The sequence below is a fragment of the Granulicella mallensis MP5ACTX8 genome (assembly GCF_000178955.2).
Classification (GTDB): Bacteria; Acidobacteriota; Terriglobia; order Terriglobales; family Acidobacteriaceae; genus Granulicella; species Granulicella mallensis.
The window spans coordinates 1,832,171-1,847,506 of the sequence record NC_016631.1 but is presented as its reverse complement, the minus strand read 5'-3'; the positions used below and the strand labels follow the sequence as shown (position 1 = coordinate 1,847,506).

Sequence of the window (15,336 nt, the reverse complement as noted above, 5' to 3'; positions counted from 1 at the left end):
AAGCAACAATCTGAAAAAAGAAACATCTCGCCACAGCATCTATCCAGCAGGGAATAAATCTGGCCTCCTCGGTGTTTTATCTGACAACACCCACTTCTTCATCCCTAACGCTGAATTCAGGTACTGAAAGGCACCGTAATGAAAAGAGCATCTCTTGTTCTATTGATGTTGCTGTCTCTGGGAAGCAGGGCGGCGTTGGCCGGACCCTGTCCTGTGAAATTTCCAACATCGCGCGGCACTGGTACGGTCGCTGGCGCGCCCGTTGAGGGCGGAACGCAATATTACTTCAAGGATGCTTTACTCAATGGCTTCGATTGTTTCGAGGAGTTAAGTTCCTGGTTCCCCTCCTATATCACCTCATCGAACGCGTCGAATCCTGCCAAAGAGACCGTCGATATGGCCTATACGACTGACGGCACAGCGACCTTCTCGAACGTGGTGGTACCGGCCCCCGGCATCTACACTTTGGCGATCCGCTATGCATTTGCCACCGGCCTTTTTCAAGGGGTTTTGAATCGTCCAGAGGGCGTGATGGTAAACGGCACTGTCATGACCGATGATCTGAACTTCCCTGTCACCGGAGACTTCGATACCTTTAACACTGTAACCATTGCGGTCCCTTTGAAGGCTGGCCAAAACACCGTTCAAGTCTTCAACGTGGCCACTCAAAGCATCTCTCGTCTTGACTCGATGACTGTCACCGCAGGTGGAAGCAATAGTTGCAGCATCCTGCCTCAGACGCCGAGCGCATTGAGCGCGGCGGAAGACTCCAACAATGCGATTGCACTAACCTGGAACGCCAGTCCCGCTCCCGCAGGCTGCGCGGTTGGGTACTACAAGGTGTTCCGCAGCACCACGTCCGGCTTCAGTCCATCGGCCGCCAACCAGATCGCAACGGTAGTGTCCGGCACAAAGTATGAGGATACGACAGTAACCTGTCAGACGCCCTACTACTACACAGTACAAGCGGTAGATTTGGCGGGATTATCACTCTCGTCGCCTCAGTCCAGCGCTTCAATCAGCGCCTGCCCGACGATTGGGAGTGCCAGGATTAATGTGGGTGGTTCAGAGGTTGCTCCCTTTATTCCGGATGTTGACTTCGAGGGCGGTTCGATTCTTAGCCACAAGAACGTCATCGATCTCAGTGGTGTTACGAATGCTGCGCCGATGGCTGTGTATCAGGACGCACGCCAGGGAAACTTTAGCTACACGTTGTCAGGCTTTGTCCCCGGATCGAGCCATACGGTGAGGTTGCATTTCGCCGAAACCTACTTCTCCACTGCCGGCTCCCGCACCTTCGATATCAGCATCAATGGCACGCAGGTGATGACAAATTACGATATCTTCGCGGCGGCGGGCGCCAAGAACAAGGCAGTGATACAGCAATTCACGACAAATGCGGATTCCAACGGTACTTTCGTAGTTACGTTCGCTTCGGTCGTCAACAATTCCCTGCTCAGTGCAATCGAAATTAACTAGTTAACTTACGATGCAGGATAGATAGTCCTCACCCAGATCGCAGCTAAGCTGCGATCTGGGTGTTTGCCAGCCGATGACGAACCGCCCCTATCCCCTGACCGAGATCCAGAAGCGGCATCTTCGCCGCTCTGGTTACTGTGTGGTCCGTCCTACTTTGGGCTAGCAAGATGAGCCCAAAGCGGACGGCAAGCGCGTTCTGATCCATGACAAGTTGGGACGGGGAAGCTCGGAGAGATCGGCCAGCACACGTTCCGTTCACCGGAGCTCCCATGAAGGTGCAGCAGGAATGGATGCGGCATGCCTTCATCCAGACGACGATGAGTATCTACGGATAGGGCATGTGTCATCGAAGAGAGATGCAGCAGGCAAGGCTGTAGAGAGGGTGCTCAAGCCGGTAAAAGCGAGCGCCTAAACCCATGATTTTTCTTGTTGGGGAGTCTTTAGTGGGAATCGACCGGTAGTATCCGATGTCCTGTAACTTACTTTGAATCTTTTGGTTGCGGGGGTAGGATTTGAACCTACGACCTTTGGGTTATGAGCCCAACGAGCTACCGGGCTGCTCCACCCCGCTCTTTGACTATAGCGTTACAAAGCCGCTCAGGTCAATTCCTGCCAGGTTGCTGAATAAACGGAAGTAAGAGAAATGCTGCCTACAAGAAACCGGAACTTTTCTTCTGAAACTGCGTCAATGATAGTGCGAGGCATTGGCCTAAACGATTTGGCCAGGCAAACAAGCATCAAAAGGGTTAGGCGCTCATGGCCGCTGAGTCCCTGGAGGGAGATAGAGTTATGAGTTTTCATCGAATCAATCGTCTGGGCGGAGTGGTGCTGGCGGGTGGGCTTGCCTTGGGCGTTGCCGGTGCGCAGACCCAAACCCAGCCCCAGGCCCAAAGTAATCCACAGCCGCAAGGCAAAGGCACCATCTCGGATGCCCAGATTGAGGCCAATGTCCTTCGGCAGTTAGCGGGCGCACCCGAACTTTCGAATCAGAATATTCAGTCCACGACCGTCTATGGCACCGTGACCCTCTCGGGTAATGTGCACGACGATGCCCTCCGTACCAAGGCTGAAAATCTCGCCTCTCGGGCCCAGGGCGTGAAAAAAGTAGTCGATGAACTCACCCTCGGCGATACGCCTGCAACCACCGCCGGAAACGATGGTGACGCCCAGCAGCAGGGCGCGCCGGACGGCGGACAGGGTGCCCCTGGAGCCGATCCCAACAACCCCAATCAGGGTCAGCCCGGAAGCAACATGGTTCTCCAGTCGGATGGAACCTATGCTCCCGCGCAGCCGGACGATCAGGGACAGCCCGGACAGCAGCAGGCCGATAACGGCAATCAGCCGCCGCAGCCCGGATATGACAACGGCGGACAGCCCAATGGACAGCCGGGCCAGCCGGGTGGTCAGCCTGGATATGGCCAGCCGGGCCAACCCAACGGCCAACCGGGTTATGGACAGCCTGGTCCCCCACCCCCTCCGGGCCGCCAGCCGATGTACGGTGGTAACGGTAATGGCTATGCTCCCGGCGGTGCCCCCAATGGCAATCCTTATGCCGGTCAGAGAGCCGGTCTGCAGGTTACCGTTCCGAACGGAGCGGCAGTGCAGGTTCGCATCAATCGCGGTCTGGACTCCAATCACGTTCAGCCCGGAACGCCCTTCGATGGAATCGTGATGAACGACATCGTGGCCAACGGAGCGGTCGCCATCCCTCGTGGCGCTTCCGTCCAGGGCTCGGTGGTCGAAGCCAAGAAGGCCGGTACGCTGAAGGGCCGTGGCGTGCTGACGCTGCAGATTACGAGCCTTACCCTCGGCGGCCAGACCTATCCCCTGATGAGCAATGTCTGGGCGCAGGCCGGCCGGGACAAGACAACCGGAACGGTCAATAGTGCGATCGGTCTGGGTGCGGTTGGAGCTCTCTTCGGTGCAGTGGCGGGTGGCGGTGCAGGTGCGGCCATCGGCGCGGGCGTCGGCGGAGCGGCCGGTGTTGCCAGCTCGGCGGCGTCGCCCAACGGACGCGTCATCGTACCGCCCGAGACGGTGCTGACGTTTACGCTGGCTCAGCCGACGACAGTAACAACCGTATCGCAGCAGGAGATGGCACGGTTGTCGTACGCCGCCGGACCTCGTCCTGGACCTCGCTACTACGGCCCCGGACCCTACCCACCGCCGTACTACCGTCCGTACTAAGCCTTCAACGTTACACAAGCCGCCAGAGGAATCCTCTGGCGGCTTTTTCTTTGTGCTGTAACAGCGTGGTTCCGAAACTGCGCAAATACAGATTTAGCTACCGGGAAGCTGTGCTGTGCTGATTTATACTTTAGAGCGAGCCCCTGCAAGCAGGCGTGGTGCGTTCGATACGGGACGAGTACCTGCCGTGCGCAAAAATCCCGGGCACGCGAGACGTTCTCTGTAAAACTCGCGCGAAGTGAAGGTCGTTAGCCAAGCATGATCCGCATTCTGCAGCAAGACAACCGGCTCACCAAAGCCATCTTTGCGCTCATTATCGGCGCTGCCATTATCACGATGGTCATCACCCTGGTTCCCGGCATCTTCGACAACGGCGCGAACAACAATCCTTCGGTGTTCGCAACGATCCATACGCCGGGCATCTTCGGCAAGATCGTGGGCGAATCTCAGCAGGTGCAGATGGCGGACGTGCAGCGCCAGACGATGCAGCAGATCCAGCAACAGCATCTGCCCGAGCAGTATGCTCCCCTGTTGGCGGGCCGTGTCGGCCAGCAGCAGGTGGAGCGTAAGGTGCTCGCACTCGAGGCCGACCGCCTGGGCCTGCAGGTGAGCGACGAGGATCTGCGCTCCTTCATGCAGAAGGGCACCCTGTCCCAATACATCTTTCCCGGCGGCAAGTTCATCGGGACCGACCAGTACACCAACTTCGTGCAGCAGTACTTCCAGATCTCGGTGCCTGAGTTTGAAGCCGAGGTGAAGTCTGACCTCGAGCTCCAGCGCCTGCAGTCGCTGGTTACCGCCGGCGTTACGGTCTCCGATGCCGCGGTTCGTGCGGACTACATGCAGCAAGGAACCAAGGTCAAGTTCGACTACGCGGTCATCGCGGCCAGCGACATCAAGAAGACGATCAACCCCAGCGATGCGGACCTGCAGGCCTTCTTCAAGCAGTTTGCCGCCCGCTACGCGACGGCTATTCCCGAGACGCGGAAGCTGGAGCTCTTCTCCTTCGACGCCTCCAACATTCCGGGCGGCAAGCCCCAGGTGAACGATGCCGACGTACAGGCTTACTACAACGCTCATCTGGATCAGTACAAGCTTCCCGAGCAGGTAAAGACGCGGCACATCCTGATCACCGTCGCGAAGGGCGCGGATGCTAAGACCGACGCAGCGGCGAAGGCCAAGGCAGAGGACATCCTGAAGCAGATCAGGGCCGGCGGCAACTTTGCCGACCTCGCCAAGAAGAATTCCGATGACCCCGGTAGCAAGGACCAGGGCGGCGAACTGCCCCTGATGCCGACCAGCGGATTTGTGCCTGAGTATTCGAAGGCAGCCATGGCCCTGAACCCGGGCCAGACCTCGGACCTCGTGCGCTCGCAGTTCGGTTATCACATCATCCAGACCGAGCAGAAGGAAGCAGCCCACACGAAGACGCTGGCTGAGACCAAGGACACCATCGTTCCCCTGCTGCAGCAGCAGAAGGCAGGAGCAGCGGAGTTGAACTTCGCCAACCAGCTTGCTGCTGAAGCCAAGAAGAACGGCATGCAGAAGACCGCTGACGCTCATAGCCTGCATCTCGTAACCACCGACTACATCGGCCACGATGGCGTGATCGCCAGCCTGGCTGACAGCTCCAACGTGCTGACGCAGGCGTTCGGTGTGGCCAAGGGCGCGGCGCCGGCAACGGCTTCCACGGGTGAAGGCTACGCGGTCTTCCAGGTGGACGACATCAAGGCAGCGCACGCTCCTGACTTTGCCGACTACAAGCCGCACATCCTCGACGACTACCGCGAGCAGAAGGCTCCTGAGCTTCTCAACTCGCAGTTGATCAAGCTCGCCGATCGCGCCAAGGTTCTGAACGACCTGAAGAAGGCCGCAGCCGAGATGAACGTCCCGGTGAAGACGAGCGACCTGGTTGGCCGTGATGCGCAGGTACCCGATCTCGGTGCGCTTACCGGCCCGGCATCAGTAGTGTTCTCGCTGCCCAAGGGCGGCATCTCCGGCCCGATCAACGAAGGCCCCAACGGCAGCGTGATTCAGCTTGCCGACAAGCAGGAGCCGACCGCTGACGATATCGCCAAGAACCTTCCCACCAGCCGGGAGAAGCTCCTGAACGTGAAGCGCGAAGAGATCTTCAACGTCTTCGTCGGTTCGCTGATGGACAAGTACGAGAAGGCCGGTGCGATTGTCTATAGCACCAAGCAGCCTGCTTCGCCGTTTGGCGGACGCTAGTAAAACTGGTTTACTCATCTTGCAGCGCCGGGAAGCTTTAACGCATCCCGGCGCTTCTTGTTTACGTCCTACGTTTCAGATCGATTGGTAAGCGGGGGTTCGATGGCTGCGGAGCGCATCTCAGGAGTTTTGTTACACGTAACGTCTCTGCCCTCGTATGGCGGAGTGGGCGACTTCGGCCCGGCAGCCTACAACTTCGTTGACTTCCTGGCGGCGGCCAAGCAACGCATGTGGCAGGTGCTTCCACTCAGCCCGACGGGCTATGGCAGCTCTCCCTACTCTGCTCTGTCGGCGTTTGCGGGAAACCCTCTGTTTATCAGCCTGGAACGGCTGGCGGAGGCAGGATGGATTGGCTGGGACCGCATCCAGGGGTTGCCCGGCGCGGAAGGGCCCTGCGACTTCGGCGCGGCCTTCGATCTCAAACACCCACTGATTGAAGAGGCAGCGGCGAACTTTCTCGACCGCGCCGGAGACGAAGACCGCGCACGCTTCCAGCACTTCGCGCAGGACAACACCTCCTGGCTCACCGACTATGCGATGTTCAACCTGCTGCGGCGGCGCTTCGGTTATGCGAGCTGGAACGAGTGGCCCTCCGAGTATGCCCTGCGCATCCCCGAGGCCATGACCGCGCTGCTGACGGACAGTGGCCGCGACTTGGCGATCGAGCAGGTGGTGCAGTTCTTCTTCAACGAGCAGTGGGTTGCGTTGCGCGCCTACTGTGCGGAGCGCAAGATCAGCATCCTGGGCGATGTCGCGATCTTCGTCAGCTACGATAGTGCGGATGTGTGGACGCACCCTGAGATCTTCGAACTCGACGATCAGCGCAAGCCGATTCGAGTCTCAGGCGTGCCGCCCGACTACTTCTCGAAGACAGGCCAGCGCTGGGGCAATCCTCTGTACAAGTGGAAGCTGCTGGAAGAACATGGGTTCGACTGGTGGGTGGCGCGCATTCGTCGTGCGCTGGCACTCTACGACAATGTTCGCCTGGACCACTTCCGCGGCTTTGAGGCCTACTGGTCCGTAGCCGCCGAGGAAGAGACCGCCATCAATGGCCAGTGGGTCAAAGCTCCGGGACGGCCGCTGTTTCAGCGGCTCAAGGAGATCTTCGGAGAGCTCCCGTTTATCGCGGAGGACCTTGGCCTCATCACGCCTGAGGTCGATGAGTTGCGCGAGTACTTCGGTCTGCCCGGCATGCGTATTTTGCAGTTCGGCTTCGCGGACCGGGGCGGGCATCTCTACCTGCCGCATCGTTACGTGCCCAATACGGTGGTCTACACGGGCACGCACGACAACAACACGACGCTCGGTTGGTGGCGCGATGATGCCTCGCCGGTGGAGCGCGAGAATGTGCAGGTTTACCTGCACCGTATCGACCACGACGGCGATATCGTGTGGGCGATGATCAAGGCAGCAGCCGGCTCCGTGGCGACGACCTGCATCTTCCCCTTGCAGGATGTCCTGCATCTTGGCAGCGAAGCCCGCATGAACGTGCCTGCCGCGCCCAACGGCAACTGGACATGGCGCTATGCGCCTAATGCGCTGCATCCGGACTTCGCGACCCAGCTGGCTGCGATCATGGAGATGACCGACCGCGACGGCTATCAAAAGCCGCTTGAGGGAGAGGGTGCAGGCGGCCCCACCGACGAAGCCCATCTGCGCGTGGATGAGGGATCGCAAAGCTAACCACGCAACCCAGGGGCTAGGATTCCCTCGTCAGGGACGCGTACACTTAATAACAAAGAAGTAGAGGAGCCTATTCGTGCCACTTTCCGGTGAAGCTATTCGCACCATGAACTACGTCGACGACATCTCAGTGACCCTGCGCCGCATTCTGTCGGTGCTGCCGGTGCTGACACCCGAAGAGCGCGAGCGCGTTGCTGAGCATGTCCGCCATGCCGACCCGAGCTACGAGTCTGTCGTAACCGCTCTTTCGGCCAAGTAACTGACGTGTTTGCAGAAGAACAAGGCGTGTTCCACGTGCGATCGGTCGCCGTCATTGGCGCCGGTCCCGCTGGACGCGCCTTTGCTTTTCGCTGTGCCGGTGCCGGCTTGCAGGTGGTGCTCGAGGACGTGATGCCCTCGAACCTGCGGCGCGCGCAGGATGAGTACGCCGAGTTTGTTGCGACGGCAGGCGCGACGGGTTCGCTGCGCTATGCGGGCACGGTGGAAGACGCTGTTCATGATGCGGACCTGGTGATTGATTTCGTTCCCGACGAACTCGAATCCAAGCTGGAGATCTTCAGCCTGCTGGATCGCATGGCGCCTCCACGCACGATCTTTTGCACACCAACAAAGACATTGAGCATTACCGATCTGGCCTCCTGCACCTATCGCCCGGAGCGCTGTGTGGCGTTGCGCGGTACGACTGCCAGTCTGCTGGAGGGTGAGTTGGAGATTGTGCGCAGCCGCTTTTTAGAGGCTTCGGTCGGGCTGGCTGTGGGGGAGTTACTTGCGACTCTTGGACTGGCTTCGCGTGTTGTCGAGGATACCGAAGAGCCGATGCTGGTGAAGAATTCGATGCAGCAATAAATTAGGGCCTTTGGCCCTAAAGACCAAGATGCTCTTGAAGATCAAGCTCCTGCTTTTCCGTAGCCTATGGAGCCATGCCCTTCCGATCCGTGCCCAACAAAACTATTTGCACGGTTCGACTTCACTCCAGGAGTGGAAGTGGGCACAAAGGATAAACTTGCCCATATGAAGATGCAGATCAGAGCACGGTTGGGCGTAATGATGTTTCTCCAGTACTTTATCTGGGGCGCGTGGTATGTCACGCTTGCAACCTGGCTGACGAAATCGCTTCACTTCTCCGGGCAGCAGATTGGCCTGGCCGCAGGCACAACAGCGGTGGGCGCCATGATCGCCCCCTTCTTTGTGGGCTTGATTGCGGATAAGCTCTTCGCCACCCAGCGGGTGCTGGCGTTGCTTCATCTTCTGGGTGGCGTGCTGTTGTTTATTGCTTCGGTGCAGACAGCCTTTCACGCAGAGTACGTCCTGCTGTTGTTGTACAGCCTGTGCTACATGCCGACGCTGGCGCTGACCAACTCGCTTGCCTTTCGCCAGATGCGCGAGCCGAAGCTGGAGTTCGGGCCGATCCGCGTGCTGGGCACCCTCGGATGGATCGTTGCGGGCCTGTTGATCGGCACGCTGAAGCTCGAAAGCACAGCGCGACCACTACAGACGGCGGCGGCCTTCTCCCTGTTGATGGCGGCTTACTGCCTTACGCTTCCGGATACGCCACCGCTCTCACGCGAGGGCAAGTTCACGATCGAGAGTGTCTTTCCTAAAGAGGCACGATCGTTGCTGCGCGAGCGCTCCATGGCCATCTTTGCGATTGCCTCGTTTCTTATCTGCATCCCGTTGCAGTTCTACTACGCCTTCACGAATCTGTTTCTGAATGAGGCAGGCGTCAGGAATGCAGCCGGAAAGATGACCGGCGGACAGATGTCAGAGCTGTTCTGCATGCTGCTGATCCCGTGGTTCTTTCGCAGGCTCGGCGTCAAGTACATGCTGGTCGCGGGAATGTTGGCGTGGGTTCTGCGCTATGTTCTGTTTGCCTATGGCAATGCGAATGAACATGTGTGGATGTTGGTGCTCGGCATCGTGCTGCACGGCATCTGCTATGACTTTTTCTTCGTCACCGGCCAGATTTATATCGACCGAAAGTCGTCGCTGGCGCTGCGGGCCGCGGCGCAGGGGTTGATTACATTCCTTACCTATGGTGTCGGGATGTTTGTCGGCTCCTGGCTATCGGGAGCGGTCGTTGAGCACTACACGACGCTCTCGGCGGCGGGTGCAGACGTGCACTCCTGGCGATCGATCTGGCTGGTTGCGGCTGGGGCTTCGGCTGTTGTTCTGGTTCTGTTCTTGTTGACCTTCTCGGATAAAGAGGAGGGCACAGTGCAGACGGCTGAGGCTGCCGGAAGAATTCCGGTCGAGGCGCCTCTCTAAGAACCATCGAAGTGATATCCCGAAGAAATACAGAGAGCCGACCAACTAGCCCCGAAGGGGCGGCCCCATCATAGCCCAGGGTGAGGACGCAAAGCGCGCCACAAACATTTGCATCGCGCTCTGCGTCAAGGGTGAAACCCTGGGTTGTAGAGCATTGAGATGTGTAGCCCTGAAAGGGCGACCTATCTCGGTGAGCATCGATAGGACGCCCTTTCAGGGCTCACCTTCTTGGTGACATTGTTACCCAGGGTTTCACCCTGGGCTATGATGGGGCCGCCCCTTCGGGGCTTAGAGCGTGCCTCTATCGAATGATCGGGGTAGGTATCTGCATCGTGTCATCGCTCTATGCCAAAAGCCTCCTGGCACATAAGACCACATTGTTCTATGCGGTCTTACGTGTCAGGAGGCTTTCGAGGTATAGCGCCGTTAGAACGAAACGCGCGCTGCGAACTGCAACTGACGCATGCTCGAGTTCCCTTCCAGGGTGGTGATCACACCGCCGTTCGAACAATCAATGCAACGTGCGTTCGAAGCGTTGGGAATATCCAGCTCCGGATGGTTGAAGACGTTGAAAGCCTGGAACTGGAACTGGCCTTTGACGCGCTTGGTAATGGGAATGTCCTTGATGAGCGACATATCGGCGTAGTAATCGCTGGGGCCCGTCAGGGAGTTGCGACCGACGTTGCCGAAGGTTCCAAACGCGGGGCGGGTGAACGGGCCGGAAGTAGCGCCATTCGTTGTAAGCGCAGCCACAGGCGTGAAGAACTGCCTGGAGTGCGTTGCCGGATCGAGTGCACCTACCGAACGCACGAGGTTTGCCGCGTCGCCACTGGGACGGCAATCGCTGGTAACACCCGGGCCTCCGAAGTTATTGTCGATGTCCTCATCCGCACCGCACTCCTGGTACGTGGGAGTGAAGGGGCGTCCGCTCTCCCATGTCGTCGTGCCGCTGAGAGTCCAACCGCCGATCGCGTAATCGGTAAGGCGATTGACGTGGCTGGCGAACATACGGTCGCGACCGAACGGCAAGGCGTAGACACCGCTCGCCACGAAGACATTGGTGCGGTTGGTGTCTCCGCGCCCATGGCTGATCTGCGGATAGTTCGCAAAGGCCTCGTCGTTGGCATAGTTCATTGCCTTCGACCAGGTGTAGTTGGCGTTGAACTGCAGTCCGTTGCTGAAGCGCTTGTCGAGCTTGGTCTGCAGCGAGTGATAGTTGGAGTTCGCCGTTGGAGCGGCCGAGGTCAGGCCGTTCGAGCAGCAGATCGTCGAAGCTCCCTGGTAGGTTCCAGTGAACTTATTGAAGTAAGGACGACGTGCCGAGGTATCACCCAACTGTGCGGGAGAGGTAGGCAGCGTCGGTGCATTGAAGTCGAAGCCGTAGGTCTCACCCGGGTAGATACGCTCCGCGTGGTTGCCCACGTAGGCGATCTCCATCGTGAAGTTGCTGGAGAACTGCTGCTGCAGCGTTACGTTCCACTGGTCGACCTCGGGAAGCTGGATGCGATCGCCGCGGAACTGCGGGCTGTAGCTGTTGGAGAACGGAATGATGCCGCTCGCCGGAATCGTGGGTGCAGCGGGCTTCGCAGGCAGCGTCGTCAATGTCGAGATGTACTGCCCGGTCGAGCTGGTTGAGCCTTCGTTTTCGTTGTTCAGCACCGGCAGATTATGCGTCAGGACAGAACCGAAGAGCGTACCGAAGAAGCCTACGTCGTCGTACACCTGGGCGATGCCACCACGAATGACCGTGTTGGGATGAACCTGGTAGGCGAAGCCGAAGCGGCCTGCAAAGTTGGTGTAATCCATGCGTTGGCCGCCGTTGGTGCCGTTACCGCCAAAGCCTGCTACGCGCACGCCGCCCGCATTGATATCGGCAAAGCCGCCGTTGCCGGGGCTGTTAACCGTCTCAGGAAAGATGACGTCCCAATGCACGCCGTAGTTCACCTGCAATTTGCTGTTGGGCCGCCAGGAGTCCTGGGCATAGAAAGATCCACGCTTCTGGCGGTTGGCAGCATCCTGCGAGTAGACGTCGAAGCGCTGGAACTGGGCAACCTGACCGAACAGCAGAGAACCAAGAGCGGTACCGCTGGAGGCTGTGGGATCGGAGGGGCCAGCCGCTGTCGACGCCGCTGCGAAGCTCAGTACACCGGCGCGGTCGTTGTCACTGGCATTGCGCAGGTTCAAGGCGTAGCGAATGTCTCCGCCAAACTTGATCGTGTGGTTGCCGAGGATCTTCGTCCAGTTGTTGGCCAACTGGAAGACCTGTTCACTCTCCAGCAGGGGGCAGTTGCAGCCCTGGTTGCCGAAGTTGCTGATTGTGTCGGCCATCGTGATGTTGGGAAGACCGCTGCTGTCTGCGGCAGTGTTGAGGTTCGGAATACCCGCATCAGCGGCCGGGGTCTGGCCTGCCGTCAGCTTGTTCTCGGAGACGTGATAGCTGAGGAAGCCGGCACGCAGATCCGTCAACAGCGTGGGATGGATCGCCCAGTCCATGCCGAGAGCCGCGCTCTGGTTCTGGACCTCGGAGGTACCGGTCGTTCCGGAGATGCCGAATCCGACACCGCCGCCCGGACCGAAGGCCGCACTGCCAAAGAGGCCGAAGAGCGCGTAGTCATACCGGCCAAAGAGATGAATCTTGCTGTTGAGTTGATGGTCCAGACGGATGTCGGCCTGATCGGCGTTGTCGTTGCCGTTGCCGGAGGCCGCAAAGTTGTTGGTGATCGACGTGCCGTTGGTGTTCGGCGCCGGCAACAGCTTCAGCAGGTTCGCACCCTGCGGAGAGATGGCCGAGACCGGAATCGCATTGCTCGCAAATAACTGGCCCGGTCCGCCCGAACCTGTCGGGTGGTAATAGATAGGCTGTGAGCCGAGGTACTGGCTCAGATCGCAGGTGGCACCGGCGGTCTGCAGGACGCAGGAGTTGCGGGCCGTCAGGGTCGGCACGGTGAGCAACTGGCTGGCACCGAGACGCTGCCGCGTGCCCTGGTAGTCGAGGAAGAAGAAGGTGCGGTCCTTGACGATGGGTCCGCTGAGCGAGCCGCCAAATTGGCCGTAGACCTGGCCCGGGATGAGGTGGCCGGTAACCGGATCGGGCTCGGATTGCGTGAAGGGGTTGCGAGCCAGCTGCGCTCCGCTGTGGCGATAGAAGAAGGCGTCGCCGTGAAGATCGTTGCCGCCGGACTTGGTCTGCGCACTGACGATACCGCCCACAGCGCCGCCAAACTCGGCGTCGTAGTCGGCAGAGGTGACCTTTAGCTCACCGACCGAATCCAGCGTCGGGTTGATCACGATGATGCCGTCAACCGGCTCGCGATTGTCGGTGCCGTCGAGCAGCCATCCCTGGACGCCGTAGCTGGAGCCGTTCGTCGTTACCGAGGTGGTTCCCTGCGGATTCTCGGGACCATTGATATTGAACGTGGAGTGCTGCACGCCCGGCGTGAGCAGGGTGAACTGCGTAAAGTTGCGGTCCAGGTTGGGGAGGTTTTGCACGGCGTGCTCGTCGATCACCTGCGAGACATCAGCGCGGTCCGTCTTCAGGGCCGGGGTGTCCGAGGCCGAAACGGTAACCGTCTGGTCTGCTCCGGCGATTCCCAGTTGCACATCGACAAGCTGGGAGACGTCGGCGTGGACCACTACGTCCTTTGACTCGGTTGATTGAAACGTCGGGGCGCTGATCTTGACGTCATAGTTGTCCGGGACGAGGTGGCCGACGTTCCAGCCGCCACTCTCGTTGGTCTGGGTGGTTTGTACCGTCCCCTTTTGTTCGTCCGTGACCGTAACGGTGGCACCCTTGATGACTGCACCTGAGGTGTCTTTCACCGTTCCGTAAAGCGAGCCATAAACGGCCTGGCCGTAGGCACTGCTTCCCGCCAGCAATATACATGCAGCGAGAAACAGCCCTGTGCGAGCTGGTTTCTTTTGATTCGGCATCCTGGTTCTCCTAAAGCCGTCGGGAGACCCGCCAAATGCTCATCCTTGAAGGGACGTTCCAATTGGCTAAAGACCTAACGACAGTAGTTGTAGGATTGCTTCCCCTAATTAGTCGTTGCTACAGACCACCCCGAAAACGACGTTCGGCATCGTATTCACGGTGTATGGTTACCATTTGACGGGTAAAATCAGATGGAACCAACCGTTGTATTCTTGCGGGGCCTATGGCTGTAAGCAACTCATTAGACGAAAGATATTCTGAAAGACCCGAGTGGGCGCTGGCTCAACGGATTGTTGCAAGCCCCGAACTCAAATCCTCCCGCAAGCTGTGTCGATTTTTTCTCTACGTAGTCGATTGCTCCCTGAGGGGAGCGCCGGAAGAAGCTACCGAGCAGCAGATCGGCATCCATGTCTTCGACCGCCCTCCTGGCTATAACTCCAGCGATGACAGCATCGTCCGGTCACAAGCGCGCCTACTAAGAATCAAGCTGGCTGCTTACTTCGCGAGAGTGGGAGATCAGGAAGACCTCATCCTTGAAATTCCGAGGGGGCATTACCTGCCTGTCTTCCGTTCAGCCGCTCCCGTGCCGGAACTCCAGCCGCTTGAAGAGGAGAGATAGCCGGAGGAGCTCCTGCCCTCCGACTCCGAAGAGTTTAGAGAAGCAGTCGAGTCAGTCCTCCCTCCTCCGCGATCTCGCAACCGGCCGCTGACCTGGACGGCGATAGCCTGCGCCTGCATGGTCCTGGGTATCCTCATGGGATTTGCCTGGGCACGCAATCCGCATCTGGAGCACAACTCCAGCACCAATCTTTTTTGGAAGCCGTTCCTGCAGGGAGCACCTCCACTGGTCATCTACAGCAATCCCCTCTTCACGGGTACGCCCTATACCGGAATGCGGCTGGTAACCTCCGGCCTGCAGAGGTCGCTGAACGATATCGACGATGACACCTACACAGGAACAGGCGAGGCCTCGGCGATTCGCGACCTGACGCATGTCTTCGATGCCCACCATGCGGAGTTCATCCTGAAGCGCAGCCGCCTGGTCACGTGGGACGAGGCGAAGTCTCACAACCTTATCTTTATCGGAGCCGCAAGCCAGAACAGTGCGCTGCAGGACCTGAAGACGAACTTCGACTTTGCTATCGATATCGATAGCGATCACCAGGGGTTCATCGTCGATCGCCACCCGCTGCAGGGCGAGCCCGCGAGCTTTAAGCCTTCGTCCGCCAATGAGGAGTACGCCATCATCGCCTCCGTTCCCGGACTCGAACCCGGGACGCGGATTGCCATTTTCACAGGGCTGACGACGAATGGCACGCAGGCTGCCGTGGAGTTCGTCTGCAATCCGGGCAACGCACAACAGTTGGCGAAGATCATCCGAAGACCGAGCGATGCCCTGGTTCCCTTTGAGGCTGTTCTACACATCAAGATGAGTGGCGGGGTGCCGCTGCAGGCAGATGTGGTGGCGATTCATCCCCACGGGTGAAGTGCCCTTGTGAGCCTGTTTGTTGTTTTTCTGGTTGTCATTCCGAGCGTAGCGAGCGAATCTGCTGTCTCCCGTT

The 15,336-nt window shown here is 59.0% G+C and carries 10 protein-coding genes and 1 tRNA gene; 9 read left to right on the top strand and 2 right to left on the bottom strand.

Annotated features, from left to right (window positions below; genetic code table 11):
* The first annotated feature begins 213 nt into the window (after positions 1 to 213).
* Complete coding sequence (locus ACIX8_RS07855) at positions 214 to 1,479, top strand: malectin domain-containing carbohydrate-binding protein (protein WP_223295480.1); 1,266 nt, start codon at positions 214 to 216, stop codon at positions 1,477 to 1,479.
* Positions 1,480 to 1,973: 494 nt separating this feature from the next.
* Here ACIX8_RS07855 and ACIX8_RS07850 read toward each other — a convergent pair.
* Positions 1,974 to 2,050 (bottom strand) — tRNA-Met (locus tag ACIX8_RS07850).
* A 350-nt stretch (positions 2,051 to 2,400) separates the two neighbouring features.
* Here ACIX8_RS07850 and ACIX8_RS24440 point away from each other — a divergent pair.
* The 6 genes from ACIX8_RS24440 to ACIX8_RS07815 all read left to right on the top strand — a co-directional run bounded on the left by ACIX8_RS24440 (position 2,401) and on the right by ACIX8_RS07815 (position 9,843).
* Positions 2,401 to 3,666, top strand: coding sequence for a BON domain-containing protein (locus ACIX8_RS24440; protein WP_396248598.1), 1,266 nt, complete (start codon positions 2,401 to 2,403; stop codon positions 3,664 to 3,666).
* A 258-nt stretch (positions 3,667 to 3,924) separates the two neighbouring features.
* On the top strand, positions 3,925 to 5,895 hold the full coding sequence (locus ACIX8_RS07835) for a peptidylprolyl isomerase (protein WP_014264800.1): 1,971 nt from the start codon (positions 3,925 to 3,927) through the stop codon (positions 5,893 to 5,895).
* Between the two features lie 102 nt (positions 5,896 to 5,997).
* A complete protein-coding gene (malQ, locus tag ACIX8_RS07830; RefSeq protein ID WP_014264799.1) occupies positions 5,998 to 7,578 on the top strand; it encodes a 4-alpha-glucanotransferase in 1,581 nt (526 codons plus the stop codon).
* A 76-nt stretch (positions 7,579 to 7,654) separates the two neighbouring features.
* On the top strand, positions 7,655 to 7,837 hold the full coding sequence (locus ACIX8_RS07825; protein ID WP_014264798.1) for a hypothetical protein: 183 nt from the start codon (positions 7,655 to 7,657) through the stop codon (positions 7,835 to 7,837).
* A 26-nt stretch (positions 7,838 to 7,863) separates the two neighbouring features.
* Positions 7,864 to 8,424: a 3-hydroxyacyl-CoA dehydrogenase NAD-binding domain-containing protein gene (locus tag ACIX8_RS07820; protein WP_223295479.1), complete on the top strand. Its 561-nt coding sequence runs from the start codon at positions 7,864 to 7,866 to the stop codon at positions 8,422 to 8,424.
* A 165-nt stretch (positions 8,425 to 8,589) separates the two neighbouring features.
* A complete protein-coding gene (locus ACIX8_RS07815) occupies positions 8,590 to 9,843 on the top strand; it encodes a nucleoside permease (protein WP_044176360.1) in 1,254 nt (417 codons plus the stop codon).
* A gap of 426 nt (positions 9,844 to 10,269) precedes the next feature.
* Here ACIX8_RS07815 and ACIX8_RS07810 read toward each other — a convergent pair whose 3' ends face one another.
* Positions 10,270 to 13,773 (bottom strand): carboxypeptidase regulatory-like domain-containing protein, encoded by a 3,504-nt coding sequence (locus ACIX8_RS07810; protein WP_014264795.1) that lies wholly within the window; start codon positions 13,771 to 13,773, stop codon positions 10,270 to 10,272.
* Between the two features lie 224 nt (positions 13,774 to 13,997).
* Here ACIX8_RS07810 and ACIX8_RS07805 point away from each other — a divergent pair, with 224 nt between their 5' ends.
* On the top strand, positions 13,998 to 14,393 hold the full coding sequence (locus tag ACIX8_RS07805) for a hypothetical protein (protein WP_044176358.1): 396 nt from the start codon (positions 13,998 to 14,000) through the stop codon (positions 14,391 to 14,393).
* 117 nt (positions 14,394 to 14,510) lie between these two features.
* Positions 14,511 to 15,260: a hypothetical protein gene (locus tag ACIX8_RS07800; protein WP_044176356.1), complete on the top strand. Its 750-nt coding sequence runs from the start codon at positions 14,511 to 14,513 to the stop codon at positions 15,258 to 15,260.
* The last annotated feature ends 76 nt before the right edge of the window (positions 15,261 to 15,336 follow it).

Excerpts from the sequence above, each read along its gene's own strand:
- ACIX8_RS07835 (WP_014264800.1), top strand. The coding sequence starts at position 3,925 with ATGATCCGCATTCTGCAGCAAGACAACCGGCTCACCAAAGCCATCTTT.
- malQ (WP_014264799.1), top strand. The coding sequence starts at position 5,998 with ATGGCTGCGGAGCGCATCTCAGGAGTTTTGTTACACGTAACGTCTCTG.
- ACIX8_RS07815 (WP_044176360.1), top strand. The coding sequence starts at position 8,590 with ATGAAGATGCAGATCAGAGCACGGTTGGGCGTAATGATGTTTCTCCAG.
- ACIX8_RS07810 (WP_014264795.1), bottom strand. The coding sequence starts at position 13,773 with ATGCCGAATCAAAAGAAACCAGCTCGCACAGGGCTGTTTCTCGCTGCA.
- ACIX8_RS07805 (WP_044176358.1), top strand. The coding sequence starts at position 13,998 with ATGGCTGTAAGCAACTCATTAGACGAAAGATATTCTGAAAGACCCGAG.
- ACIX8_RS07800 (WP_044176356.1), top strand. The coding sequence starts at position 14,511 with ATGGTCCTGGGTATCCTCATGGGATTTGCCTGGGCACGCAATCCGCAT.